This is a genomic window from Streptomyces sp. NPDC020801, from assembly GCF_044334385.1.
Taxonomy (GTDB): domain Bacteria; phylum Actinomycetota; class Actinomycetes; order Streptomycetales; family Streptomycetaceae; genus Streptomyces.
Genome location: NZ_JBIRST010000008.1, coordinates 265,710 through 291,659, shown reverse-complemented (window position 1 = coordinate 291,659; position 25,950 = coordinate 265,710). Strand labels below are relative to the sequence as shown.

Annotated in this window: 20 protein-coding genes and 2 pseudogenes; 8 read left to right on the top strand and 14 right to left on the bottom strand. The window is 74.6% G+C overall.

Features of this window, described 5'->3' with window-relative positions; genetic code table 11:
* Window positions 1–154 precede the first annotated feature (154 nt).
* From ACH4UM_RS19445 to ACH4UM_RS19430, 4 genes are all read right to left on the bottom strand, one after another.
* Window positions 155–1,081: a sirohydrochlorin chelatase gene (locus tag ACH4UM_RS19445; RefSeq protein ID WP_398180446.1), complete on the bottom strand. Its 927-nt coding sequence runs from the start codon at window positions 1,079–1,081 to the stop codon at window positions 155–157.
* A 196-nt stretch (window positions 1,082–1,277) separates the two neighbouring features.
* Window positions 1,278–2,270 (bottom strand): N-acetylglucosamine kinase, encoded by a 993-nt coding sequence (locus tag ACH4UM_RS19440; protein ID WP_398180443.1) that lies wholly within the window; start codon window positions 2,268–2,270, stop codon window positions 1,278–1,280.
* Window positions 2,267–2,944, bottom strand: coding sequence for a uracil-DNA glycosylase (locus tag ACH4UM_RS19435; protein WP_398180440.1), 678 nt, complete (start codon window positions 2,942–2,944; stop codon window positions 2,267–2,269). Before ACH4UM_RS19435 ends, ACH4UM_RS19440 begins: the two co-directional genes overlap by 4 nt.
* 137 nt (window positions 2,945–3,081) lie before the next feature.
* A complete protein-coding gene (locus ACH4UM_RS19430) occupies window positions 3,082–4,167 on the bottom strand; it encodes a WD40/YVTN/BNR-like repeat-containing protein (protein ID WP_398180439.1) in 1,086 nt (361 codons plus the stop codon).
* A gap of 294 nt (window positions 4,168–4,461) precedes the next feature.
* Here ACH4UM_RS19430 and ACH4UM_RS19425 point away from each other — a divergent pair.
* Window positions 4,462–5,161, top strand: a pseudogene (locus tag ACH4UM_RS19425) (hypothetical protein).
* Between the two features lie 278 nt (window positions 5,162–5,439).
* On the opposite strand, the gene ACH4UM_RS19420 reads toward ACH4UM_RS19425, so the two are convergent.
* Window positions 5,440–7,131: an acyl-CoA dehydrogenase family protein gene (locus tag ACH4UM_RS19420; protein WP_398180436.1), complete on the bottom strand. Its 1,692-nt coding sequence runs from the start codon at window positions 7,129–7,131 to the stop codon at window positions 5,440–5,442.
* A 72-nt stretch (window positions 7,132–7,203) separates the two neighbouring features.
* On the opposite strand from ACH4UM_RS19420, the gene ACH4UM_RS19415 reads away from it, so the two are divergent.
* The 3 genes from ACH4UM_RS19415 (at window position 7,204) to ACH4UM_RS19405 (ending at window position 13,539) form a co-directional block, all read left to right on the top strand.
* On the top strand, window positions 7,204–7,953 hold the full coding sequence (locus tag ACH4UM_RS19415; RefSeq protein ID WP_398180433.1) for a PaaX family transcriptional regulator C-terminal domain-containing protein: 750 nt from the start codon (window positions 7,204–7,206) through the stop codon (window positions 7,951–7,953).
* A gap of 687 nt (window positions 7,954–8,640) precedes the next feature.
* The gene (locus ACH4UM_RS19410; protein WP_398180430.1) at window positions 8,641–9,207 is read left to right on the top strand and encodes a hypothetical protein; all 567 of its coding nucleotides are present in this window, start codon (window positions 8,641–8,643) and stop codon (window positions 9,205–9,207) included.
* A 9-nt stretch (window positions 9,208–9,216) separates the two neighbouring features.
* Complete coding sequence (locus ACH4UM_RS19405) at window positions 9,217–13,539, top strand: cation-translocating P-type ATPase (RefSeq protein WP_398180427.1); 4,323 nt, start codon at window positions 9,217–9,219, stop codon at window positions 13,537–13,539.
* 308 nt (window positions 13,540–13,847) lie between these two features.
* Here the strand turns inward: ACH4UM_RS19405 and ACH4UM_RS19400 are convergent, their stop codons facing one another.
* Window positions 13,848–14,927, bottom strand: a complete 1,080-nt coding sequence (locus ACH4UM_RS19400) for an NADH:flavin oxidoreductase/NADH oxidase (protein WP_398180424.1) — start codon at window positions 14,925–14,927, stop codon at window positions 13,848–13,850.
* Between the two features lie 121 nt (window positions 14,928–15,048).
* Here ACH4UM_RS19400 and ACH4UM_RS19395 point away from each other — a divergent pair, with 121 nt between their 5' ends.
* Window positions 15,049–15,441 (top strand): ArsR/SmtB family transcription factor, encoded by a 393-nt coding sequence (locus ACH4UM_RS19395; protein ID WP_398180421.1) that lies wholly within the window; start codon window positions 15,049–15,051, stop codon window positions 15,439–15,441.
* 75 nt (window positions 15,442–15,516) lie between these two features.
* On the opposite strand, the gene ACH4UM_RS19390 is transcribed toward ACH4UM_RS19395, so the two are convergent.
* The 3 genes from ACH4UM_RS19390 to ACH4UM_RS19380 form a co-directional block, all read right to left on the bottom strand.
* Window positions 15,517–16,869 carry an FAD-dependent oxidoreductase gene (locus ACH4UM_RS19390; RefSeq protein ID WP_398180418.1) on the bottom strand — a complete coding sequence of 451 codons (1,353 nt, stop codon included), beginning with the start codon at window positions 16,867–16,869 and terminating at the stop codon, window positions 15,517–15,519.
* Between the two features lie 209 nt (window positions 16,870–17,078).
* Window positions 17,079–17,768 (bottom strand): TetR/AcrR family transcriptional regulator, encoded by a 690-nt coding sequence (locus ACH4UM_RS19385; RefSeq protein ID WP_398180415.1) that lies wholly within the window; start codon window positions 17,766–17,768, stop codon window positions 17,079–17,081.
* Window positions 17,769–17,924: 156 nt separating this feature from the next.
* The gene (locus ACH4UM_RS19380; RefSeq protein WP_398180412.1) at window positions 17,925–18,638 is read right to left on the bottom strand and encodes an NAD(P)-dependent oxidoreductase; all 714 of its coding nucleotides are present in this window, start codon (window positions 18,636–18,638) and stop codon (window positions 17,925–17,927) included.
* 108 nt (window positions 18,639–18,746) lie between these two features.
* Between ACH4UM_RS19380 and ACH4UM_RS19375 the strand changes: the two genes are divergently transcribed.
* The gene (locus ACH4UM_RS19375) at window positions 18,747–19,373 is read left to right on the top strand and encodes a TetR family transcriptional regulator (protein ID WP_398180409.1); all 627 of its coding nucleotides are present in this window, start codon (window positions 18,747–18,749) and stop codon (window positions 19,371–19,373) included.
* A gap of 245 nt (window positions 19,374–19,618) precedes the next feature.
* Here the strand turns inward: ACH4UM_RS19375 and ACH4UM_RS19370 are convergent.
* The 3 genes and pseudogenes from ACH4UM_RS19370 to ACH4UM_RS19360 form a co-directional block, all read right to left on the bottom strand.
* Window positions 19,619–20,071, bottom strand: a pseudogene (locus tag ACH4UM_RS19370) (hypothetical protein); the annotation flags it as partial.
* Window positions 20,072–20,136: 65 nt separating this feature from the next.
* Complete coding sequence (locus ACH4UM_RS19365) at window positions 20,137–21,072, bottom strand: M56 family metallopeptidase (RefSeq protein ID WP_398180406.1); 936 nt, start codon at window positions 21,070–21,072, stop codon at window positions 20,137–20,139.
* 104 nt (window positions 21,073–21,176) lie between these two features.
* Window positions 21,177–21,794, bottom strand: coding sequence for a DUF5134 domain-containing protein (locus ACH4UM_RS19360; RefSeq protein ID WP_398180403.1), 618 nt, complete (start codon window positions 21,792–21,794; stop codon window positions 21,177–21,179).
* Between the two features lie 197 nt (window positions 21,795–21,991).
* Here ACH4UM_RS19360 and ACH4UM_RS19355 point away from each other — a divergent pair, with 197 nt between their 5' ends.
* Together ACH4UM_RS19355 and ACH4UM_RS19350 are read left to right on the top strand one after the other, a co-directional pair.
* Window positions 21,992–23,701 (top strand): FUSC family protein, encoded by a 1,710-nt coding sequence (locus tag ACH4UM_RS19355; RefSeq protein ID WP_398180400.1) that lies wholly within the window; start codon window positions 21,992–21,994, stop codon window positions 23,699–23,701.
* Window positions 23,698–24,312, top strand: a complete 615-nt coding sequence (locus ACH4UM_RS19350; RefSeq protein WP_398180397.1) for a MarR family winged helix-turn-helix transcriptional regulator — start codon at window positions 23,698–23,700, stop codon at window positions 24,310–24,312. The genes ACH4UM_RS19355 and ACH4UM_RS19350 overlap by 4 nt, the downstream gene beginning before the upstream one ends.
* A 322-nt stretch (window positions 24,313–24,634) precedes the next feature.
* Here the strand turns inward: ACH4UM_RS19350 and ACH4UM_RS19345 are convergent, their stop codons facing one another.
* The gene (locus tag ACH4UM_RS19345; RefSeq protein ID WP_398180394.1) at window positions 24,635–25,399 is read right to left on the bottom strand and encodes a VOC family protein; all 765 of its coding nucleotides are present in this window, start codon (window positions 25,397–25,399) and stop codon (window positions 24,635–24,637) included.
* A 125-nt stretch (window positions 25,400–25,524) separates the two neighbouring features.
* Window positions 25,525–25,938: a VOC family protein gene (locus tag ACH4UM_RS19340; protein WP_398180391.1), complete on the bottom strand. Its 414-nt coding sequence runs from the start codon at window positions 25,936–25,938 to the stop codon at window positions 25,525–25,527.
* Window positions 25,939–25,950: the final 12 nt, after the last annotated feature.

Sequence of the window (25,950 nt, the reverse complement as noted above, 5' to 3'; positions counted from 1 at the left end):
AGGCGGCAGGACGGCAGTTCGCCAGGACGGTAGGACGGCAGGGCGGTAGGACGGCAGGGCGACGCGGCGGCAGGGCGGCACGGCGATACGCCGAAGGCCCGCTTCCGTCTGTCTTCGGAAACGGGCCTTTCGCTGTACGGCGGTGATGCGCAGGTCAGCGGGCCGGCGTGCCCTGCGGCTGCTGCGGGGGCGCGATGCCCAGGGCGGTCGTGTACTTGGCCAGGGTGAGCTTGCCGATCGCCGGGTACGGGCCGAGAGGCTCCGCGGCGGCGCAGCCGGCCTCCTGGGCGGCGGCCTGGACCAGCTCCGCGTCGATCTCCGGGCCGATCAGGTACGGCGCCAGGGCCAGCTGCTGCGAGCCCGAGGAACGCAGTTGCTCGGCGACGGTGGCGATCGAGCCCTCCTGGTCGAGGGCGGCGGCCATCACCGGCACGGCGAGACGGGCGGCGAGCAGCATGCCCGTGATCCCGGCCGCCTGCACGGCCTCCTCGCCGCCGACCGAGGCCAGGATGATGCCGTCCGCGGCGGTCGCCACGGTGAACAGACGGGCGCGGTCGGCGCGGGCCAGACCCGCCTCCGACAGCCGCACGTGGAGCGCCTCGGCGAGCAGCGGGTGCGGGCCGAGCACGTCCGTCAGCTCGGCGGCGACCCGGCTGTCCATGACGGCCTGACGGACCCGGCGCAGCAGCGCGTTGTCCGGGCCTGCCAGCAGCGGCACGACCACCGCAACCGGACCGTCGGGCTCCTTGACCTCCACGCCTGCGGCGAGGGCCTGCTCGTAACGGGCGGCCCGCTCGTCGGCCGCGTGCGCGAGCACGGACTGCAGGGTCGGGAAGTCCGCGTCGTCCCCGTCCAGGTACCCGATGCGGGCGTCGAGGCCGGGGAGCTCGGAGCGGGCGATGCTCACGACCTCGTCGGCGAGGCTGCGCGTGGCGGCGCCGGGCGTGCCCGGCACCACGAGGACAAGCGCGGGCGCGCCCTCGGGAGCTGCCAGCGGTTCGGGTCGGCGGTGCCGTCCGGGCTGGCGGGGGCGCGGCATTCGTACTGGCAGGCCGGACGCGGGCCCAGTGGGGGAGCTCATGGCGCCGCATGTTACTGGTTTTCCCGGTTCCTCTGTTCGGGGAGGGTGCAGGTGAGCGGTATCCGTCCGGTTTTGTCTGATGAGTTACGTACCGATCCGAACTGATCGATGTGCACAATCGGACCGGATGCGACAACTCGACCGGTGCACGGGCGCACTTGTCCCCCACATCACCGACACATCGGGATGTGGGGGATCAATCCCCTTGTGGGGGTGGGACGTACAACATCTTCTCGTCGGCCGGCAGGGCGAGCACGCCGCGGGCCAGATCGGCGGCCAGCCGCTCGCAACCGTGCAACGGATCGCCCTCGGCCGGAACGCGCCGGACGTGCGGCAGACGTGTGGCCAGTTCCTGTTCGAGCGGTACGACGAGCGGGTCGCCCAGCTTGAACAGGCCGCCGGTGAACGCGATCCTGGCCTCGCCCGTGGGCGGGCAGACCGCGGCGGCCGAATCGGTCATGTGCCGGGCCGCCGCACGCAGCACACCGGCGGCGACGGCGTCGTCGGACGCGCAGGCCGCCACCTGGGGTGCGAAGGAGGCCAGCACGGCCGCGCGGTCGGAACGTGGGTAGAGCCGGCCGGGCAGTTCCGGCATCGGCCCGAACATCGCCTCGGCGCGGGCCAGCAGCGCCGCCGAGCCGCCGTCCCGTCCGTCGTGGGCGCGCAGCGCGGCCTCCAGGCCGGCCCGCCCAATCCAGGCCCCGCTGCCGCAGTCGCCGAGCAGATGGCCCCAGCCGTCCGCGCGACGCCACTGCGCCAGGTCGGTGCCGATCGCGATCAGACCGGTCCCGGCGGCGATCACGGCGCCGGGCCGTGGCCCCAGGGCGCCGGCGTAGGCGGTGACCGCGTCGGCGACCAGCGCGACCGTCCGCACGCCCAGTTCCCGCGCCAGCGCGCCGGGCAGTTCGGCGCGCAGGGCGTCGCCCAGGGTGGCGAACCCGGCTGCTCCGACGACGGCCGTCTCCAGCCGCGCCACCCCGGTCTCGGCCGACAAGGCCCGGACCAAAGGCACCAGTTGCTCCATCAGATGGCCGGGGTCGATCCCCCGGGCACCGGTGCGCACCGGCTCCCCGGACGCCCGCTGCGCCAGTGGCCCACGCCCGGGTACACCGACGACGACCCGGAGTCCGGAGCCGCCGGAGTCCACCGCGAGGAAACCCGACGCGCCGGTCTCCGCCCGTCCTGTCACGGCAGGCGCCAGTCGACCGGCTGTCCTCCCTGCCTGATCAGCAGGTCGTTGGCGCGGCTGAACGGGCGGGAGCCGAAGAAGCCGCGATCGGCCGACATGGGGGAGGGGTGCGCGGACTCCACCGAGGGCAGATCGCCCAGCAGCGGGCGGAGGTTGCGGGCGTCGCGGCCCCACAGGATGGACACCAGCGGTTTTCCGCGCGCCGCCAGCGCCCGGATGGCCTGCTCGGTGACCTCCTCCCAGCCCTTGCCGCGGTGGGCGCCCGGCTTGCGCGGGGCCGTGGTGAGCGCCCTGTTGAGCAACAGCACGCCCTGCTGGGTCCAGGGCGTCAGATCGCCGCTGGACGGCTGCGGCAGCCCCAGGTCGCTGTTGAGCTCCCGGAAGATGTTGATCAGGCTGCCGGGCAGCGGGCGTACCTCGGGCGCGACCGAGAACGACAGCCCCACCGCGTGCCCCGGAGTGGGGTACGGGTCCTGCCCGACGATGAGGACACGTACGTCGTCGAAGGGCTGCTGGAAGGCGCGCAGGACGTTCGCCCCGGCCGGTAGGTAGGTGCGTCCCGCGGCGATCTCCGCGCGCAGGAAGTCGCCCATCCCGGCGATCCTTCCGGCCACGGGTTCCAGGGCCTTCGCCCAGCCCGGTTCGACGATTTCATGCAAGGGTCGTGGTGCCACGGGCGTCACCCTACTGCCGTGCGTGGGGCGACGATCACGCGGTGGCCGAAGGCCGACCGAAGACGACCGGACCGACGTCTGCGGTGAACGGCTGCTTTCCTCCTCTGTGTTGACGGCCTCGAGGGACGCGGGCGTGCTCAACCGATCACCGCCGCGCGCACGCACAGCACGTCCGGCAGATGCGAGGCCAGTTGCTGCCAGCTGTCGCCGTCGTCCGCCGAGGCGAACACCTCGCCGTTGCGGTTGCCGAAGTACACGCCCGCCGGGTCCGCGTCGTCGGTGCACAACGCGTCGCGCAGCACGGTGCCGTAGTGGTCCTCCTGCGGCAGCCCGGCCGTGAGCGGCTCCCAGCTCTTGCCCGCGTCCGCCGTGCGGAACACGCGGCACCTGTGATCGGCGGGCACCCGGTCGGCGTCGGCGTTGATCGGGAAGACGTACGCGGTGTCACCGCGGTGCGGATGGGCGGCAGCGGCGAAGCCGAACGTCGACGGCAGACCCTCGCCGATGTCCGTCCAGTGCGCGCCCCTGTCGTCGCTGCGGTACACCCCCCAGTGGTTCTGCAGATACAGCCGGTCGAGGTTGGCCGAGTCCTGGGCGACCTTGTGCACGCACTGGCCGAACTCCGGGTTCGGCTCCGGCAGGAACACGGCGGACACCCCGGAGTTGGAGGGCGTCCAGCTCGCTCCGCCGTCGGTCGTACGGAACACCCCGGCGGTGGAGACCGCGACCGTGACGGCCCTGGGGTCGCGCCTGTCCGTCACCACGGTGTGCAGGCCCTCACCTCCGCCGCCCGGCACCCACTTCGACCGGGTGGGGTGCTCCCACAGCGGGCGCACCAGCTCGAAGCTCTCGCCGCGGTCCTCGGAGCGGTAGAGCGCGGCCGGTTCCGTGCCCGCGTAGACCACCTCCGGCTCGGCCGCGGCCGGGTGCAGCTGCCACACGCGCTCCAGGGAGGCGCCCGTGTCCTTGGGGAACTTCACGGCCGGCCGGGCCGGTTCGGTCCAGGTGCGGCCGAGGTCGTCGGAGTGGAACACGGACGGTCCCCAGTGCGAGCTGTCGCCGCCTGCCAGCAACCGCGTGGTGCCGCCGCGGGTGTCGATGGCGACGGAATACACGGCCTGGGCGTTGAAGCAGGGACCGTCGTCGAACTCCCAGGCGCCACCGCGCCGCCGCCCGATGAACAGGCCCTTGCGGGTGCCCACGGCGAGCAGTACCTCGGTCATGCCGATCACCTCCGCGAAGTCTTCGTCCGGACGCCCTTGTCCCGACACCGGCCAGTCTGCACCCCACCACTGACAGCCACCTCCGCGACGACGTCCGCGCAGGTCACAGCGGCGCTGCGGGAACAGCGAAGGATCACGCCGGGGCTGTTCGCCGTGGCTTCGCCCGGTACGGCGCGCGGACGCGGGACCCTTACGAGCGCGGAGTCGGGGAACTCGCCGTGAGCATCGAGGAGTCGTCTCCCGTATGGGAGGGCGGTCCGGCATGTCCGTGCGCTTGTGAGGAGGATGCCTTCGATGGCGTTCCGTGGTCCGAAGGTGTGGCTGTGGCGGTGGCGCCGCAATCCGCTCAAACGCCGCGCCGACGCGGTGGAGGCCTGGGTCGTGCTCGGTGCCTGGCTGCTCACCGTTCTCGCCGGGGTGCTCGCCGGATGGACGGCGACCCGGGGTGTGGAGCACGGCCTGGCCCGGGAGCGCCTCGACTGGCGGCCCACGGTGGCGCTCGTGACCGAACAGGCGCCCGGCTCACCCGCGGGAAACCTCGCCGACCCCGCAACCACCCACGTCGCCCGGGGAAACAGCAAGTCCGGAAGTCACGCGGGCGGCGGAAGCGAAGCAAGTGACGGAAGCGACCGGCGTGACGACTCGGGGAACCGGCGGAACCGACACCGCCCTCCGGGTCTGGGCGAAGGTGCGCTGGACCGCCACGGACGGCACCTCCCACGCCGGCCAGGCCCGGGTGCGGCCCGGCAGCGCCGTCGGCACCCCGGTCACCGTCTGGACCGATTCCCAGGGCCGGCTGGTCACCAGGCCCGCCACGGCCGCCCAGGCCCGCACGCGGGCCGTGGTGATCGGTGGCCTGGTGGGAGTGAGCGGCGCCGCCGTCCCCTTCGTCGCCGGCCGTGTCCTGCGCGGCCGCCTGGAGCGCCGGCGCATGGACCAGTGGGACACGGAGTGGGCACGCTTCGGCCCGCTGTGGGGCCGCAAGACCTGGTGAGGACCAGAGGACGGCGAGGACCAGAGGACGGCGAGGACCAGAGGACGGCGAGGACCAGAGGATGGCGAGGACCAGATGACGGCGAGGACGGCGGCCGGCGGACCACGGCAAACCCACCGGCTGTTCCGGCAGTCCGGCGACCCAGCAGACCGGGGGCCTGGTAGCCCAGTAGCCCGGGGGCCTGGTAACCCGGTGGCCCGGTGGGCCGGGGGCCCGGTGGCCTGGTGGCCCGGCGGAGCGGCAAGTCGACGGCCCGGTGGCCCGGCCGGCCGCGTCCGTCACCCCGGATCCGGCAGTGCCCGCTCCAGGATCGTGTCGAGGTCGGCCGAGGCCGGCAGGGTGCCGAAGGAGTGCCCCCAGTCGCCGCCCAGCCTGGTCGCGCAGAAGGCGTCGGCGACGGCCGGCGGGGCGTGCCGCACCAGGAGGGAGGCCTGGAGGGCCAGGGCCATCTGTTCCACCAGGCGGCGCGCCCCCACCGGGGACGCCTCGCCCAGCCCGTCCTTGATCCGGGTCACGGCCGCGTCCAGCCGGGCGTCGGCCCCCCGGGCCAGGGCGAGTTCGGCGAACAGCGCTTCCGCGGCGCCGGGCTCGCGGCCGAGCGCCCGCAGCACGTCCAGGGCGTTGACGTTCCCCGAACCCTCCCAGATCGACAGCAGAGGCGCCTCACGGTAGTGGCGGGGCATGCCGGACTCCTCCACGTAGCCGTTGCCGCCCAGGCACTCCAGCGCCTCCGCGGTGAAGGCCGGACCCCGTTTGGTGACCCAGTACTTGCCGACCGCGGTCGCGATCCGACGGAAGGCCGCCTCGTTCCCCCGCTCGCCGTCCCCGCGCACCGCACGGTCGGCCGCACCCGCCAGCCGGAGCGTCAGCGTCGTGGCGGCCTCCGACTCCAGCGCGAGGTCGGCCAGCACGTTGCGCATGAGTGGCTGGTCGATCAGCAGCGCGCCGAAGGCGCTGCGGTGCCGTACGTGGTGACCCGCCTCCACGAGCGTCTTGCGCATGAGCGCCGCCGACATCATCACGCAGTCCAGACGCGTGCAGTTGACCATCTCGATGATGGTCTTGACGCCCCGCCCCTCGGCCCCGACCAGCCAGGCCACGGTCTCGTCGAACTCGGGCTCGGAGGAGGCGTTGGACCGGTTGCCCAGCTTGTCCTTGAGCCGCTGGATGCGGAAGGTGTTGCGGGTGCCGTCGGGCAGGACGCGCGGCACCAGGAAGCAGGACAGACCGCCCGGGGCCTGCGCCAGCACCAGGAAGACGTCGCACATCGGCGCCGACGTGAACCACTTGTGGCCGTGCAGGGTGTACACGCCCGGCTCGGCGGTCGGCGCGGCCGTCGTGGTGTTCGTCCGCACGTCGGAGCCGCCCTGCTTCTCCGTCATCCCCATGCCGGCCAGCAGACCCCGCTTCTCGGCCGGCACCCGCAGGCCGGGCTCGTAGACCCGGCTGGTCAGCAGCGGTTCGTAGACGGCGGCGAGCTCGGGCTGGGCGCGCAGGGCGGGTACGGCGGCGTATGTCATCGACGTGGGACAGCCGTGTCCGGCATCGGTGTGTCCCCACACCAACCCGCCCGCGGTACGGGCGACATGGGCGCCGGGCCGGTCGTCCGCCCAGGGCGCGCCGGCCAGCCCCTCGGCGACCGCGGTACGCATCAGGTGGTGCCAGCCGGGGTGGAATTCGACCTCGTCGACCCGGTTGCCGTAGCGGTCGTGGGTGCGCAGCTCCGGCTCGTGCCGGTTGGCCAGTTCGGCCCACTCCTGCGCCTCCGGGCTGCCGGCCAGCGCCCCGAGCCGTCGCACGCCCTCCTCGGCCCACTCGGCGCCTTCCCGGCGCAGGCCCTCCAGCAGGGCCACGTCCTCGGACGCGTCGTAGGGGGTCAGGGGAGGGGCCTGGTTGGTGACGTCGTGGGTGGTCCCCCGGACGGTCTGTCGGTGCTGATCCTGCTGCTCGTGCGCGAGTGTCGAGGCCATGCGGCCAGTGTTGCATCTTTTCCACGATCGTAGCAATGATGCAACAAAGGCGAGTCCGTACAGTACGTGACCATGAACGCCCCCCAGGAGTCCGCCGGAGTCGACCTGCGGCCGCTGTCCGCGCGGTCGGTCGTCCTCAGCCTGCTGCTGGGCACCCATCCGCCCGAGCTGCCGGTGAAGGACCTGGTACGCGCCGTCGAACCCATCGGCGTCGGCGGCTCCACCCTGCGTGCGGCGCTGAGCCGGATGGTGGCGGCCGGAGACCTGCGGCGCTCGGACACCGTCTACGGCCTCAGCGACCGGCTGCTGGAGCGCCAGCGCCGCCAGGACGGCGCCGTGCACCCCGAGACCCTGCGCTGGGACGGGGAGTGGGAGATGGCCGTCGTCACGGCGACCGGCCGCGGCCCCGCCGAACGCGCCGAACTGCGCGCCAGGTTGACCGCCCTGCGGCTCGCCGAACTGCGTGAGGGCGTCTGGCTGCGCCCCGCCAATCTGCGCCGCCCCTGGCCCGGCGCTCTCGACCCGGTGGTCCGGCGTTTCACCGCCCGGCCGGACGTGCCCGCCCGTGACCTGGCCGCGAGTCTGTGGCCGGTCGACACGTGGGCGGCGACGGCCCGGGCACTGCTTGCGCACGTGGCGCGCGCCGACCGGCCGGCCGACCGTTTCACGGCCCTCGCGGCCGTCGTACGGCACCTGCTGGCCGATCCCGTCCTGCCGGCCGCGCTGCTGCCCGCCGACTGGCCCGGGCCGGCGCTGCGCGCCGCCTACACCGACTACCAGCGGGAGCTGACCGAGGAGATGCTCGGCCGCGCCAAGCGGTGAAGGGGGAGCGGCCCCGCGGTGGGGCGGGGCGGAAGCGATGCCGCAGAAGGCATGTCCCGTTTCCCTGCCGTGCGGCCGGCTGGTGGCTGTGTGGCCGGCCGGTGGTCGGGTGGGGAGCGATCACAGCTTTCCGGTGCCCGCGCGCACCGTCACCGAGGCGACCCGGCGAGAGGCCGGCTCGGCGGTGCAGCCGTAGGGCGGGCTGGTGAAGGTGCGCCCGCCTGCCAGATCCCGGTGTGCCCGCCGCCGGTGACGGCAGCGGCCACGTCCGCCGCCAGGGCGGACTCCTGGGCGTGTGTACGTGGGGCAGTACCCATGCGGGTGTCCCCTTCGGGAGGACGTGATGAGTCGTATGCGTGAATCGTGAATGCCGTATGCGTGAATTAGGCACGTCATGCGGAACGGCCGCGCGATCGGTGTGACCGTCGGTGCCTGAAGCCGTGCTGGTCGGTCGCAAGTCGACATTCGGCCAGTTGCGTGCTGGGGAAAGGGCGGTCGAAGAGGGGCCGCCAGATCCTTTGGGCGGACCTGTTCGGTGGTCCTGGGACCGCCGGGCCGCTCCGCGGCACGGAGGAGCCCGGTGGCGCGGGCGCGGTCCGTGACGTTCCCTGGGAAAGACGGGATGACCAGCACGCTTGCGGGCACCCGACGGCCACGAAGGCGATCTCACCCCAGGCGAGGAGAGTCATGGCTGAGCAGAAGTCGTCGTCGGCCCTTGCGGCACCCCTGCACGGCGCGGCCTCGATGCTGCGGAGGGTGCCGGGCGCCGGGGTGGTGGGCAGGGCCGCACACGGAACGCTGGACAAGGTCGGCGCGGTGTCGCCGCGGGGCCGGCGACTGGCCGTGTACACCGGGGCCGGGGTGCTCGGGGTCGCCGGGGTGGTGGAATGGCCGGTCGCGCTCACCGGAGCGGCCGTGGCCTGGCTCACCCAGCCCCGACCCGAACGGCCCACGGACGGCGCCGGGCAGCCGACGGGCCAGGACACAGCGGTCCCGGGCCCCGCACGGGACACCACAGCACTCACGAGCCCCACACCGGACACCCCCACCCCCACCCCCATCGCCACGTCCCGCAAGTCAGCGAAGAAGCGCGGCACCGCGACCCGCGAATCCGCGCAGGAGACCGGAGCAGGCGAACAGATCCCGCAGAAAAGGCCCACGGCAGCCGCCGCGGGCCGGGGCAAGTCCTCGAAGAGCCGGGCGTCCACCGGACCTCTCGGCCCGACGGCGCGACCCGACCGCACCACCCTCTGAGGGCGCGCCATGGTGCCCGGTCTGCTGACTGCGCCGTCGGCCGCCGCCCGGCTGCTGCCCGCGGCGCCCCGGCTGCTCGCACGGGCCACCGCGCCGGTGGTCGGGGTGGCCGCGGGCGCCGTGGCCGGGACGGCACGGGCCGGCGTACGCGGCGCCGACGCCGTCGCCCGCGTCGCTCGGGTCGCCCGGGCCGCGCTGCCCGGCGCCGAGGACCACTGGCGGTCCGGTGCACGGGCCCACCTCAGGCTGAGCGCCGCCGAACCGGAGGCGGTCCGGCGCGGCGGCGGCAGGGAACACCTGGCGCGGCACGTGGCCGCCGCGCTGGCCGAGCGGCCCGACGTGCTCTTCGCGTACTGGGACCAGGGACTCGCGCGCCTGGTCGTCACCGTGACCGAGGACGAGGTCGCCGACGAGGTCGTGGACCACGCCGCCGATCTCGCCGCCCGGCACGGACTGGCCCTGGCGGCCGGGGACCCGGAGGAGACGACCCATCCGGCCGACCCCGCCGGGGTGCGGGCGGCCGCGGCCACGCTCGCGGCCGACGTGGCGGGCATCGCCGCAGGACTCACCGCTTACTCCATGCGCCTGCCGCCGTCCCCCCGCATGCTGACCGCCACCGTGACGCTGCTGCGGGAAAACCCCCGTTTCCGTGCCTGGTTGCGCGCCCGGCTGGGCACTTCCCGCATGGACCTCCTGCTGGCCTGCGCCAACGCGGCCGTCCACGGCGCGGGCCAGTCACCCACCTCGCTGATCCTGGACGGAGCGCTGCGCGCCTGCCAGCTGGCCGAGACGGTGGCCCGCTCGGCCGCCTTCGACTCCGTCCACGACCAGCTCTGCTCACCGGACCGCATCAGCGTCCCCGCCGACGACTCCTCGCGCCCGCCCCTGCGCCTGTCCCCGGCCCAGGAGTACGCCAACCACGCCTCCGCCGGCAGTCTGCTGGGCGCGGCGGTGACCCTGCTGGTCAAGCACGACGCGGCCGAGGCGGCCGAGGCGGTCCTCGCCGGCTCGCCCAAGGCCGCCCGCTACGGCCCCGCAGCCTTCCACGCCGTACTCAGCACCACCCTCGCGCGGACCGGCGCCCTGGTCCGCGACCCGGAACGGCTGCGGCAACTGGAGATGGCCGGCACGGTCGTTCTGCACCCCAGCGCGCTGCGCACCGAGGACGGCGAGGCCGACCCGTGGGCCGAGCCGGTCCTGGACGCGGCCCGCCGCGCCGGACTCAGGGTCGTCGTGGTGGACGACCCGGCCCTGGAGGACTTCACCGGGCTCGCGGACCAGGTCGTGGACGCCCGAAGGCCGCTGGACGACGTCGTCCGCGGTCTGCGCGGCGACGAGGACGAGGGCGCGGTGCTCACCGTCGCCCGAATGCGGTCGGCCGACGACCACGCCGTCCTGGCCGGGCTGCGCGCCAGCGACATCGCCGTCGCCCTCACCGACCGCGACGGGGCCGTTCTCTGGGGCGCGGACATCCTCGCCCTGCACGGCCTGCCCGACGTGTGGCGGGTCCTCACCGCGATCCCGGCCGCCCGCGCCATCGGCCACCGGGCCCAGACCCTCGCCCGGTCCGGCGCCGCGCTCTCCGGGCTGCTCGTGGCCATCGGCGAGTCCAAGGCCGGACGCGGACGCCGCGCCGTACTGCCCGGACTGCGGCACGCGCCCGTCGACGCCGCCGCGGCCGCCGCCCTGCTCTCCGGAGCCCGCGCCGCACTCGCCGTCGCGACCGCCCGCAGCCCCCACCCGCGCCCGCGCGTGCACTGGCACGAACTGGATTCGGACGAGGCCCAGGAACGCCTCGAGCACGAACCCGCCGCCGAACCGACCCCGCGCCAGGGGGCCACCGCCCGGGCCCGCAAGGCGGTCGGCGCCATCACCGGGCACCCCGCCCTCGGCCCGGCACGCTGGAGCTACCAGCTCGGCCAGGCAGTGCGCGGCGAACTCCACGACCCCCTCACCCCCGTGCTGGCCGTCGGTTCGGCCGCGTCGGCGATCCTCGGCTCCGTCATGGACGCCCTGCTCGTCGTCGGCGCTCTCGACCTCAACGCCCTGGTCGGCGGCTTCCAGCGGCTGCGCGCCGAGCGGGCGCTGTCCGGACTGCTCGCGGAGCAGAAGCGCAAGGCCCGCCTCGCCCCGCCGGAGACCGAGGCCCCGGTCGGCGGCCCCCGTACCGTCGACGCCGGAAAGCTGCAGCCCGGCGACGTGATCGAGCTCAAGGGCGACGACGTGGTGCCAGCCGACGCGCGCCTGCTGTGGGAGGAGGGCCTGGAGGTCGACGAGTCCGCGCTGACGGGGGAGTCCCTGCCGGTGCACAAGCAGACCGACCCGACTCCGCACGCAGCGGTCGCCGACCGGCTCTGCATGGTCTTCGAGGGCACCACCGTGGTGGCCGGACAGGCCCGGGCCGTCGTGGTGGACACCGGCGACCGCACCGAGGCGGCGCGCGCCGTGCATCTCGCCGCGCGCAGGCCCCCGGCCACCGGAGTACAGGCCAGGCTGCAGGACCTCACCCGCAAGGCACTGCCGCTGACCCTGGCGGGCGGAGCGGCGGTGACGGGTCTGGCGCTGCTGCGCGGCACCCCCATCCGTGACGCGGTCAGCGGTGGCGTGGCCGTCGCGGTGGCCGCCGTGCCCGAGGGCCTGCCGCTGGTGGCCACCGTGGCGCAGCTGGCGGCGGCCCGGCGGCTCAGCCGCGGTGGCGTCCTCGTCCGCACTCCGCGCTCGCTTGAGGCGCTGGGCCGGATGGACACCATCTGCTTCGACAAGACGGGCACGCTCACCGAGAACCGGCTGCGCCTGGTCCGGGCGTCGGACGCCGGTGGCAGGGTCCACGCGGTGGGCGACCAGGCCTCCGCGGACACCCTGCGCACCGCGGCGCGGGCCTGCCCCCGGCTGAACGGCGACTCCGACCGGCCGGTGCACGCCACCGACGAGGCCGTCCTCGACGCGGCCGGACCCGACCCCGACTGGGAACAGCTCGAAAGCCTCGGCTTCGAGGCCGCCCGCGGGTACGCGGCCGCCGTCGGCCGCGCCGGAGACGGCCCACGCGTGCTCGTCGTCAAGGGCGCCCCGGAGACCGTCCTGCCCGCCTGCTCCGGTCTTCCCTCCCACGCCGCCGAGACCTCGCACGCGCTGGCGGGCGGCGGACTGCGGGTCCTGGCGGTGGCCGAACGGCGGCTCGCCGAGGACGAGGAAGACGCCGACGCCCTCGAACAAGCGCTGCGAGACCTGGAGTTCACCGGTCTGCTGGCCCTGTCGGACGTGCCGCGCGAGACCTCCACGGCCCTTGTGCGCGGTCTGTACGAAGAGGGCGTACGCCCCGTCATGCTCACCGGCGACCACCCGCAGACCGCCCGGGCGATCGCCACCGAACTGGGCTGGCCCGAGGACACGACCGTGGTCACCGGGGACGAACTGGCCGCCGCGGACCGGTCGGCCCGGGCCAGGATGCTGCGGGACGCCGGCGTCGTCGCCCGGGTCGCGCCCGAGCAGAAGCTCCAGGTGGTCGAGGCGCTGCGGGACGCAGGCCGGGTGGTCGGCATGGTCGGCGACGGGGCCAACGACGCGGCGGCCATCCGCGCCGCCGACATCGGAGTGGGCATCAACGCGCGCGGCTCGGCGGCCGCGCGCAACGCCGCCGACATCGTCCTCACCGACGACGATCTCACCGTGCTGATCGACGCCATCGGCGAGGGCCGCGCCCTGTGGCACAGCGTCGCCGACGCCATCGCCATCCTGATCGGCGGCAACGCGGGGGAGGTGGGCTTCGGCATCCTCGGCACACTGGTGTCGGGCCGGGCGCCGCTGTCCACCCGTCAGATGCTCATGGTGAACCTGTTCACGGACCTGTTCCCGGCGATGGCGGTGGCGGTGACGCCGAAGGAGACCGCCGAACAGGCCAGGGCCGGCTCGCCCGAGGACGCGGCGGGCGGCGTCCTGGGGAACCAGCTGATCCGGCAGATCCGCCACCGCGCCCTGACCACGTGCCTGGGTGCGGTCACGGCCTGGCTGATCGGCCGTTTCACGCCCGGCACCGTCCGCCGGGACGGCACCATGGCCCTGTGCGGTGTGGTCGGCACCCAGCTCGCCCAGACTCTGCTCGACCGCCGCGACAGCCCCCTGGTCCGGGTGACGTCCCTCGGCTCCGGTCTCGCGCTGGTCGCCCTGGTCCAGACCCCGGGCGTCAGCCGCCTCTTCGGCTGCACCCCGCTGGGCCCGGTCGCCTGGGCCGGCGTCGCCGTGGCCATCGCCCTGGCCCTGGCGGGGCAACGGGTGCTGCCTCGCGTGGAGGAGACGGTGGCACGACTGCTGCCGAAGACACAGACGTGGGCCTGAAGTCCGTCGTCGGCAGCGAACCGGCGACCGCAAGAATCCTTGCCGCCTGCCGCCTGCCGCCTGCCGCCTGCCGCCTGCCGCCCGTGGTCCGTGGTCAGTGGGCAGTCGTCGGCGGGCGGTCGTAGGTCGCCGATCGGCGGCCGTGAGTCGGCGGACGCCGGCCCTCGGTTGCGGCCGGTGCCCGCAGTCGGCCCATCAGTGGCCGGCAGCGGCCCAGCGGCCCGCCACAGGCCACAGGCCACAGGCCACCGTCCGCCGGTCGTCGGCCGCTCAGACGGCCCGGCGAGCCGCCGCCCACCGCCGGTCGCTCAGACGGACCGGTGGTACTGGTCCGGCACGTGCACCGCACCGCCCAGTTCGCGGGCCGCGCGCCGGGCCCAGGCCGGGTCGCGCAGCAGTTCGCGGCCCAGCAGGACCGCGTCGGCCTCGCCGTTGGCGAGGATCTTCTCCGCCTGTTCGGCTTCGGTGATGAGGCCGACGGCGGCGACCGGCATCGGTGTCTCGGTCCGCACCCGTGCGGCGAACGGCACCTGGTATCCGGGCCCGGTCGGCACGCTCACGCCCGAGGCGTTGCCACCGGTGGAGACGTCGAGCAGGTCGATGCCGTGGGCGTGCAGCTCGGCCGCGAAGCGCACGGTGTCGTCGGCCGTCCAGCCCCCGTTCTCCAGCCAGTCGGTGGCGGAGATGCGGAAGAACAGGGGATTGCCGTCCGGCCACACCGCCCGCACCGCGTCGACCACCTCGAGCGCGAAGCGCACCCGGTTCTCGTACGAGCCGCCGTAGGCGTCGGTGCGCCGGTTGGAGTGCGGGGAGAGGAACTCGTTGATCAGATAGCCGTGGGCGCCGTGTATCTCGGCGATCTCGAAACCGGCGTCCAGGGCCCGGCGGGCCGCGTCCGCGAACCGGCCGACCACCGCGTGGATCTCATCGACGGTCAGCTCGGCCGGCACTGGGTGCCGGTCGTCGAAGGAGAGGGCGCTGGGCGCCAGCGGCTGCCAGCCGTGGGCCTCGGCTCCGAGGGGTGCCCCGCCGTTCCACGGCCGTTCGGTCGACGCCTTGCGGCCGGCGTGCGCGAGCTGGATGCCCGGTACCGTCCCCTGGCTCTTCAGGAAGCCGGTGATCCGGCGGAACGCCTCGACCTGGGTGTCGTTCCAGATGCCCAGGTCGTAGGGGGAGATCCGTCCCTCCGGCGACACCGCGGTGGCCTCCACGATGATCAGCCCCGTTCCGCCGGCCGCCCGGGCCGCGTAGTGGGCGAAGTGCCAGTCGCCCGGGGCGCCGGCCGACGGCCCCTCCGGTGCGGCCGAGTACTGGCACATCGGGGGCATCCAGACCCGGTTGGGGATCGTCACTTCGCGCAGGGTGTAGGGCTCGAAGAGCGCACTCACGGCGGACTCCATTCGTCACGGGACCGTTGACCTGGCTTGTACGATAATCCTCGTAGTACGGCAACTGTCAAACTACGATGTTCCTCGTAGAATGAGAGGTCTCGTACGAAGTGGAGCCGTCGTGACCACCAGCACCACCCCCGCCACCGCCCCGACTCCCGCCCGCGCGCCCACCGCCGGGGGACGCGATCTCCCGCACCCCACGCGTGCGGAGATCCGTCTGGAAGGTGTGCTGCACGCACTGTCCGAGCCGCTGCGGCTGCAGATCGTGCGGGAGCTCGCCGCCGGCGGCGACGAGCTCTCCTGTTCGCAGTTCGGCCTGCCCGTCACCAAGTCGACCACCACGCACCACTTCCGGGTGCTGCGCGAGGCCGGCGTGATCCGGCAGATCTACCGGGGCACGGCCAAGATGAACGGTCTGCGCCGGGACGACCTGGACGACCTCTTCCCGGGACTCCTCGACGCCCTCCTGGCCGCCGCCACCCACCAGGCGGCCCGCCTCGGGACCGGGTGAACGGCCGCTCGTAGCAAGGCGGTTGAACCGCCGCCCCCGTGTCCCACCCCGCCCGTCCGTGCCCGCCCGGCCGCGTCAGGAGGCCGAGGCCGCCGTACGCGCCGCCGCCCGCAGCGACTCCCAGTCCGGCAGCTTCACCACACTCCGCCCGAGTGCGGCGCCGAGCTCCGCCTCGGCCCGTTCGATGGCCTGCCAGCCCGCCCAGCCGATCGGCTCCACGCCCTCGGAGCGCAGCGCGGAGAGGGTGTCGCCGGGTACCCGCCTGCCGGCGAGGGCGGGGGCGTCGGCCAGCAACGACGTCACCGTCTCCTTCGCGCACGGGCGGTTGGTGCCGATGACACCCGTGGGGCCCCGCTTGATCCAGCCGGCCACGTACTCGCCCGTCGCGATCACCCCGTCGCGCAGGACGCGCCCCGCCTGGTGCGGCACCGTGCCGGTGCGGGCGTCGAACGGCAGCCCCTCCAGCGGCACTCCGCGGTAGCCCACCGACCGCAGCGCCAGCTGCGCCCCGATGTCCTCGTACGTCTCCGTCCCGCGCACGCCGCCGTGCCCGTCCGGCACCGTCCGCTCGAACCGCACCGCGCCCACGCGGCCGTCCGCGGCGAGCAGTTCGGCGGGCCGCAGGAAGAAGCGCAACCGGATCCGGCGGGTGGCGCCCTTCGGGGGCGCGGCCGCCCAGCCGCGCAGCACCTCGATGTTGCGGCGCTGGGCGGCGGTCAGCGCCGAGGGGTCCGCGTACGCCGGGTCCAGGGCCAGTTCCTCCGGGTCGACGACGACGTCGGTGTCCGGCAGGGCGCCCAGCTCGCGCAGCTCCTTGGTGGTGAAGCGGGCCTGCGAGGGGCCCCGCCGGCCCACCATGTGGATCTCGGTCACCCGGCTCGCGGCCAGCGCGGCGAGCGCCGCCTCGGGCATGTCGGTGGGGTTCAGCTCCGTCGCGCCGCGGGCCAGCATGCGCGTCACGTCCACCGCGACGTTGCCCACGCCGATGACCACGGCGGCCTTCGCGCCCCGCACGAAACCGTCGTCCACGGCGTCGGGATGGGCGCTGTACCAGGACACGAACTCGGTTGCCGACCAGCTGCCCGGCAGTTCCTCGCCCGGGACCCCGAGGTGGCGGTCGGTGGCGGCGCCCACGCAGTAGACCACCGCGTGGTACAGCTGGAGCAGCCGTGCGGCGGGCAGTCCGCCGGGGCCGCCGATCTGCACCCCGCCCAGGAACCGGACCCGTTCGTGCTCCAGCACCGCGCGCAGGTTGTTCTGGAGGGACTTGATCTTCTCGTGGTCCGGTGCCACGCCGTAGCGCACCAGCCCGTAGGGGCACGGCAGCCGGTCGAGGACGTCGACGTACACCGAGGAGTCCTGCTGGACGAGGCCCTGAGCGGTGTAGCACCCGCTCGGCCCCGAGCCGACGACGGCGACACGCAGCACGGCGGAACTCCTTACCCCTGGCGGCCGGAGGAGATCGCTGATGGCTCCAGCATGGCACCAAGCGGCCCGCCGGGGGAGAGCGACGACACCGCGCCAACGGCGTGTCGCACGGCCGATTCCCTCCCGTGCACGCCGGGGGCCTGCGCTCACCGGGCCAGGCGCGAACCCGCTCGGACCGCTTGGCGCCGGAACGCCCGCGGGCGGCCGGACTACTCGGGCCGGTCCGCAGCCGGCCGGTCGGCCGACGGTCCGTCCGTCGCGAAGAAGCGGGAGAGGTCCTCGTCGTGGCGGCTGCCGGGCGACCCGGCGGCCGGGGGAAGACCCATGTCCCACTCGAGCCGGTAGCGCTTGAACAGTTCCGCCCGCAGCACCGGTACCGGCATCGGCACCCCGGGGACCAGCGCCGCGTAGACCGCTCCCATCAGCAGGGCGCGCATCATCGGGTAGTCGGCGTCGACGTCCGTGGAGCCGTGCCGGGCGACGGTGTCCCGCAGCAGCTGCGACAGTCGCTGCTGTTCCGGGCACTGCAGGAAGCCCTCGGCCTGCAGGATGCCCGCCATGTGCTGGCGCATCAGCACCGTCCGGTCCCGGGCCAGGCCCAGGATCGCGTCGATGGCCCGGGCCATCCGCTCCCGGCCGTCCTCGGTCTGCGGCTCGCGCTCCAGCGCCTCCTCCAGGGTGCGGTGCATCAGCCGGTGCACGGCGGACTGCACCAGCTGGCGCTTGCCGGGGAAGTAGTACGACACCAGCCCGCGCGCCGATCCCGCGCGGTCGGCGATGTCGCCGAGCGTCGTCGCCTCGTACCCGTGTTCGCCCACCAGCTCGACCGCCGCCTGCAGGAGCCGCTCCCGGGAACGCCGCCGCAACTCTTCATTGACCGAGGCGCTGCGCGGGGACATGCTGGAACTCCTGCGTTGACTGGCTGCCAGCCAACTATACTCAACGCGAGCGGACCGGCCCTCTGTACGGGGGTCCGGTCGAGCTGCCGTCCGCCTCGGGCGACGCGGGGGATCGTCCGAGGCGGGCTCCACCTTCACCCCACTGGTGTCCTGAGGCTACTTTCCCGGTCGCCCCGCGCGGACGTTCTTCCGGATCTCGCGCCAGATCATCCGCGGAACACCCGGCCGCACCCGCGTGGTGACCACGCCCATCGCCCGGCGGACGAAACGGTCGTCGGTCAGCTGGGCGAGCATGCTCGCGGCGAGGTCGGAGCGGGCCGTGTAGACACCGTCCGCGCTGTTCTCCGCGAGGACGTACGGGGTCGGGCCGGGATGGTCGAACAGGCCCGAGGGACGCACGATCGTCCAGTCCACGTCGCTCGCGCGGACCAGCGACTCCATCCGCCGCATGTCCTCGTGGGCGGCGCGGGCGATCACCCGGTTCACGTAGGGGTCCAGCACGGTGTTGAAGAGGAACGCCCCGCTGGGCCGCCAGGCGGGGTCGAGGACGCTGGAGCTGACCACCAACAGCCGCTTGACGCCGTGCCGTTCCATGGCGGCGGTCATGTGGGCGGCCGCGGCCGAGTAGAGCGTGACCGGACCCCGTCCCGGCGGAACTCCCAGCGCCGACAGGACCGCGTCCTGGCCCGCGACCACGGCGTCGACCGCCCGCGCGTCCAGCGCGTCGGCGTCGGCCACGGCGAGGCCGGCACGGTCCGGGACGCTCGCGGGTCTGCGTGTCACCGCGGTGACCTCGTGCCCGGCGTCGAGGGCCTGGGCGAGCAGTTCGCGGCCGGTGGGGCCGCCGGCTCCGAAGACGGCGATGCGCATGATGTTCTCCCGCGTGGTGATGGGCGTGGTGATGGGCGTCGTGAGGGGGGCCTTGCCGCCCCCGAAGGCCTTGACGGTCCCGCAGGACCGACGCGATATTCAACGCTGATGAATAAAACCCGTGGCCGCCCGCGCGGCCGACCCGAGACCAGGGCCCGGATCGCCGAGAAGGCCCGGGGCCTGTTCCTGGCCCACGGCTACCAGGGCACGACGCTCCGGGCCGTCGCCGCCGCGGCCGATGTCGACGTGGCTCTGATCGGCTACCACTTCGGCTCCAAACAGGGGCTGTTCGGCGAGGTGATGAATATTCGCTGCGGCCGTTCGAACGCGATCGTCCACGCCCTGGACGGCGACCCGGCCGGGCTGGCCGAGCGGCTGGTCGACGCGGTCACCGCGCTGTGGGAGGAGCCGGACGGCTCCGGATTCGCCGCGCTGGAGCCTGCGGCCATGCGGGACGAGGACGTCATGCGGGTGTTCCGGGAGTTCCTGGAGCGCGAGGTGCTCGGCCGGATCGCCGACCACCTCGGCGGCCGGCACGCCACCGAGCGCGCCACGGCCGCCGTGGCCGTGATCGGCGGCCTGATCTTCACCCGCTACCTCAACCCGCTGGGCCCCGTCGTCGCCCTCGACGCCGCCGGTGTACGGCGGGTGCTGGCCCCCGTGCTCCGGGCGGCACTGCACGGTTCACCGGCACCCGTGCGCCGCCTTCCCGCGCATCTGCCGAACAGCGCCTGAAGTGTCCCGGAACGCGCGCGGGACCGCGGGCCCGGCCGCGAGACGGACGCCCGGCGGCGCGGCGGGCGGGAGTTCGCGAGGTGTCTGCCGGGCCGTGGACCCTGTGGTGGCCGCCGAGCCCGGGCGCGGCCGGAGTGTGGGCGGCAGGCCGGCCGATGGAGCGCCCGCCGCTGCGGTGGGCCCGGTGGCGGCCGGGCAGCGGTCGGCCTTGCGGCGGGGCACGTGGGGATGGGCTCAGGCCGGTCGGCCGTCATCGCGTGACCCGGCGGGAAGGCCGCGTAGCGGGCGGAGTCCACCGGGTCGGGCCAGACCGGACGCGGCCGGCCGACCGCCGCCTTGAGCGCCTGCTGCAGCAACGTGGCCAGCACACAGGTGACCGTCAGCCACACGGCCGTTCGCCAGGCCGAGCGACGCCGGACGAGCCACACCGCCGCCACCACGCCGAGCAGGCGCATGGCCAGCGGGTCCCACACCCAGTCCGTGAGGACGCGGAACACCTGCGTGAGGCCGCGCTCGTGGACCGCCCAGCGGTGGGTGGCGCGGCTGACCGCGCCGTCGACGCCGATCAGCGGCTGCCGGCGGATCGCCACGAGGGTCAGCAGCAGCGCCGAGCACAGGCCGAGCACGGGAGCGGCACGCGCGGCGACCGGGCGCCGGCCGGGCGGACGGGGCGGGGAGTCGAGGGTCGCGGGGTGCATGAGGCGATCCCCGCCGAACCGGGGGCGGGGAAACCCGCGCAACCCGCGCCGCCGTCGCCGGACGGCTACCCGAGCGCCCGCAGCCCCGGCACCAGTGCCACCAGCACCGGAACGGCCGGCACGAGCGACGCCACCGCCGTCAGGCGCAGCCTGCGGGCCGCCGTGATCCGGTCCGGGGGAGTCAGCAGTCGGCGCACTCGCTGTGGGACGTGGGCCTGGGGGGTGGGGCAGGGCCCGAACACGCCGCGGTCCTCGTTGAGTTCGACCAGCGCGAGCGCCGTCGTCAGCCGGCCGAAGCGGCGCGAGGCCACGTCGTCGGCGGCGAGTTCGACCAGGCGGTGCATCTCGTCGCGGAACGCGGCGAACACCGGCACCTGGGGAAAGCCTCCCGCCAGCGCGGCCGAGCAGTGCAGCAGCCAGTCGTGCCGGGCCCGCGCGTGGCCCTGCTCGTGCGCCAGGACGGCATCCAGCTGCCGCCCCTTCAGACGGCGCAACGCGGCCGTGGTGACCACGAGCCGGGGCGGGGCCCCGGGCAGCCACCAGGCGTCCGGCCGCTCGCCCTCCAACACGACGAGCCGGTCGCTGCGGGGCTGTTCGCCGGGCAACAACGGTGCGCGGAGCAGGAGTTCGGCACGTCTCCGGCGACGCCGCGCCCGGGCCCGCAGGACCTCGCGGGCCAGCATCGCCGCGCTCCACAGCCCGCCGCACGCGAGCGCCACCGCGGTCGTCGGCGCCCAGGGACCGGCCGCGCCGAAGGCATAGGCCTCCACCACCGAAGGCGGCGCCGTGGCGAACACATGGCCGCGCACCGCCTGCCAGGCGGCCGCCGCACTGAGCGTCATCGACAGCGCGCAGGACAGCAGGACCGCGGCCACCACGCACTGCCACGCCCACAGTGCGAGCACCGGTTCACGGTCCGGCCAGTCGGCGCGGGCGAGCAGCCGCGGAGCGCCGACGGCGGTCAGGGCGCCGAGCAGCAACAGGACCGCGGGGACCATCATGCGATCAGCCTATGACCGGCCGCCTGCCCGGGGGGACGGCCGGGCGTGGCAAAGTGACACAGACCACCTCCTGCCCGGACGGCCGCCCACGGCTGCCGCCGCCCTCACAGGGTGAGCAGCATGGCCACCATCGCCATCCCCATCGACAGCCGGCATGCTCGCGCCAACTCCGGCCGGTCGCCCCATCCCGTGCCGCCGCCCGTGCCGCCGCCCGTGCCGCCGCCCGTGGCGCCACCACCCGTAGAGCCGCCCCTCGTTGGGCTCCCGCTCGCCATCACCGGGTCGGCCGGCACGAGCCGGGCCCCCGACAGCAGCACGTATCCGACGAAGTACAGCAGCAGTGCTCCCGTGACCAGGGGCACCCCCGACGCGCCGTGCGCGTGGTGGTGGGAGGCGGGCACGCCCGCCATCGCCACGGCCATGTAGACCATGGCGGCGGCACCCACCAGGTGGTGCAGGTGGTGCGGACTCCTCCGAGCCGACCACAGTGCGCGCAGCGCGGCCGTACTGAAGACCACGGCGTAGGCCGGCCAGGCCCACGCGGGCGGGGTGAAGACGGCCGCGGGCACGGCCATGGCGGCCATGCCGAAGCCCATCAGCGCCTCGCCACCCGCGGCGCGGCGCTGCTCCTCGACGGTGCTGCGCATCCGCAGCAGGCAGTACGCCCCGGTTGCCACGCACAGCGCGACCAGCAGCCAGCCGGGCGAAACCGGTCCGTGCACCCCCCACCTCCCCGTTCGACGGCATCGTCGGATCCGGGCCGCCGCTCGGCGGCCGTCCGGTCGGTCAAGGGATGCCCGGGGCACGCGGCGCGCACGCGAGCGCAAGGATGTACACGGGGAGCATTCGAGGGAGCACACCACGTCACAGCGCACGCGGATAGATGTTTTACATGTAAAACACCCGTTAAGCTTGTGGCATGCGCAGTACGAGGCCCGCCACCGATCCCGCCCCCACGCCCGGTCCCCCCACGAACCGGCTCGCCCGGCGTCTCCCGCTCACCGGCGTGCTCCGGCTCGGCCGGCCCTCCGACATCTGGTTCAAGCCCGCGCTGAGCGTCGTCGCCTCTCTCGCCCCGCCCAACCTGCTGCTGCTCGCCCTCGGCCGCCTCGACCTGGCCGTGTACACGATGGCCGGCTCGCTGTGCGCGCTGTATGCCCACAACCGCCCCTATGCCGCCCGGGCCCGCGCTCTGACCTGGGTGATCCTCGGCATGCTCGGCGGCCTCGCCCTCGCCCTGATCACGGCCTCGCTCACGTCCGACGCGGTCGTCCTGGTCACCGTCGGCGCCCTGATGGCCGCAGCACAGAAGGCGCTGTGCGACGCCACCAGCATCGGTCCGCCCGGCAACGTCGTCCTCACGTTCATCAGCTCCGCCGCCCTGTTCGTCCCGCAGAGTCCGGGCCAGGTCCCCGCGCACATGGCGCTGGCCGGCACCGCGGCCCTCTGGGCCTGGCTGGTCGGGATGGCGCCCGGCCTGCTGCGCCCGCACGGCCCCGAGCGCCGCGCCACCGCACAGGCGCTGAACGCGGCCGCCGCCTACGCCGCCACCCGGGGCACCGGCGACGGCCACGCCCGGGCCCGCGCCGCCGCGGCCGCCGCCGTGCAGGCCGCCTGGCAGGCACTGCTGTCCACCGGCACCCGCTCCGCGCCCCGGCGCGCCCTGGAACGGCTCGTCGTCCGCGCCGAGGTCGCGCTCGCCGCCCCCGCGGACACCGACCCGGAGCGGCTGCGCAGCTGGGCGCGCGAACTGTGCGGCACCGGCCCGGTCCCGCACACCGGCGAGAGCCCGGCGGACACGGAGGAGCTGCCCGGCGTGGACGCCGTGATCACCGGCCCGTACCGGCCCTGGTGGAGCCGGCTCGGCCCGCTCGCCCCGATCGCCGTACGCACCGCACTGGGCTGCGCCCTCGCCGGGTACGCCTCCCTCGCGCTCGGCGTCGGCCGTCCCTACTGGGCCCTCGTCACCGCGGCCTCCCTCTACCAGGCCAACGTCACCCTCACCTGGAGCCGGAGCGTCCAGCGCGTCGTGGGCAACCTAGCCGGTGTGCTCGTCTTCGCCGCGATCGCCCCGCTGGCGCACACCAGCGGCGCGGCCCTCGTCCTGTGCTGTCTGGCCCTCAACTTCGGCGCCGAGGCGCTGATCGGCCGCAACTACTGGCTCGGCACCATCTGCGTGACCCCCATGGCACTGCTCGTCACCGAGTTCGCCGGTCAGCACGCGGCGGGCGAGCTGATCACCGAGCGGGCCGTGGACACCCTCGTCGGCGCGCTGGTCGGCTTCGTGGCCGCCGTCGCCGTCACCAACCGCCGCGCCGGCGACCGCATCGAGAACGCCCTGACCGCCGTCGACCGCGCCCGCGAACGGGCCGCGCGCCTGCTGGCCGAGGAGCGGCCGGCGCCCGGCGCCCTGCAGTCCGCGCGCCGCGGCCTGGCCGCCACGCTGGTCGAACTGCGCGCCACCGTGGACGCCGCGTCCGGCGAGTGGTGGCAGCGCGCCCTGCCCCAGGAGCGAGTCGTGGCCACCGAGCGGTCCGCACACCGTACGCTCGCCGCGACGGTACGGCGCCTGGGCCTCGACGCCCCGGTGCGGGGCACGGACAGGACGACGGAGGACGTACGGCCATGACGGCGAGGAACGGGCGGCCCGCCGACGGGGGAGCGGTGACCGGAGATGCGGCGCACGACCGGACGCGGCCCGGCGGCACCGCACCACGAACGGTGCCGGGCGGCACCCGTGACGACACGGTCGCCGCCGTCGTCCGCCAGTGGCGGGCCGTCCACCCCGACCTGGACACGGCCCCGATGGAGATCATCGGCCGGATCAACCGCTGCGCCGCCCTCCTCCAGCAGGCCGAGGACGCGCCGCTGCGCCGGGCGGGGCTCAGCCGTCCCGAGTTCGACCTGCTCGGGGCGCTGCGCCGCACCGGGCACGAGCTCACCCCGAGCGAACTGGCCCGCGAGACGTTCTCCTCGGGAGCCGCCGTCACCAAGCGCCTGAAGCAGCTGACCGAACGCGGGCTGGTGGACCGGCGCGGCGACACCCGTGACCGCCGGGTCGCCCACCTGCGCCTCACGGACGCCGGACGCGACCTCGTGGACGGCATCCTGCCGGAGCAGCTGGCCTACGAACGGGACGTGCTGTCCGTTCTGGGCGACGACGGACGGGGCGGCCTGGCGGCCCTGCTGGGCGAGTTGCTGGGGCGACTGGAGCGGCTCCAGGGCGCCGCGCGGATCTGAGCCCCCTCACCCGGCTCGCGCCGTTTGCGGGCCCCCGCGCGGATCCGGGGTCCCCGCCCAGCCCCGCCGTTCCGGGCGCCGGAGTGGACCGCCGGGCCGCACGCCGACGATCCCCCGCCGCCCGGCTGCCTTTCCGACCGCGCCCGCTCCGCCTTCCCGGGCCACCCGGCTGCCTTCCTGACCGGGCCCGCTCTGCCTCGCCGAGCCGCCCCGCTCCGCCTTCCCGGCCCTCTCAGCCCTCCGGCCGGCCCTCTCTGCCCTCCGGCCGGCCCGCGACCACCGCCGGGTCGGCCAGGTCGCCCCGTCCGTCGCCCGGGCCGCCTCAGTCCCCCCTGGTCGCCTGGTACACGCCGAAGGCCGCGCCCTGTGGGTCCCGCAGCACCGCGATGCGGGGTCCGGCCGGGACGGAGGTGGGCTCCTGCAGGGCCTTGGCACCGGAGCGCAGTGCGATGTCCGTGGTCGCGTCCACGTCCTCGACCGCGAAGTACGGCAGCCAGTGCGGCGGTACGTCGGGCGGGAACTGGTCGTGCATCGCCGTCATGCCGCCGAAGTCCTCGCCGTGCAGGCCCCACTGCGTGTACCACTCCGAGGCGTTGACGCTCCAGCCGAACACGGTCGTGTAGAAGTCCCGGGCCCTGAAGATGTCGCGGGTCTTCAGCTCCACCCAGCCCAGCGAACCGGGCCGGTTGAACACCCCGGCGCCCGAGAAGTCGCCCGCCTGCCACATCTGGAAGGCCGCGCCCGACGGGTCCAGGGCCACCGTCAGCCGGCCCTCGTCGAACACGTCCATCGGGCCCCGGACCACGGTGCCGCCGGCCTCCACGACCTTGTTGGTGGCGGTGTCGGCGTTGGAGACGGCGAAGGAGACGTTCCAGGCGACCGGCTGCGAGGGCCGGTACAGCGGGCCCAGTCCGGCCACGGCCGTGTTCCCCAGGCGCACCACGGTGTACCCGCGCAGCTCCTGCCGGGGGTCGGTCTCGCACTGCCAGCCGAAGACGTCCCCGTAGAACCGTCTGGCCGCCTCAAGGTCGCTGGTCCCCAACTCCGCCCAGCAGGGGCCGCCGGTCACCGGCTTGTCGAACTCCATGGCACTCCTCCGGGATGGCTCGTCCCCACCACCAGCACGCTAGCCCCGGCCACCGACGGCGGCCAGCCGGAGCCGTACGGCCGGGAGCGTGCCGGGGGGTGTCGTTCGGATCACCCCCGCGGCGTCTACTGCACCCCCTGGATGCCGGGCCGGAACCGCAGCGGATGGTCGGCCGGCACCTCGACGAGGACGATGCGGGTGCCGTCCGGATCGGCGATCCACATCTCGATCAGCCCCCACGGCTCGCGCACCGGTGGGCGCGCGATCTCGACGCCCTTCGCCCGCAGTTCGTCCTCGGCCGCCGCCACGTCCTCGACCTGGAGCCACAGCCGGACGGCGGCGGACGGCGGATCCGCGGCGTCCTCGCGCCGCCCCGAGACCTCCAGGAAGCCGCCGCCGAGGAAGTAGACGGTGCCGCGCTCCGGCCCGGTGCCGAACTCGCGATGAACGGCGAGGCCCAGCTGCTCACCGTAGAAGGCGCGGGAGCGCTCGGGGTCCGAGGGGCGGAGCAGGGTCCGGCTGCTGAGTACGTGCACCATGCACCCGCACCC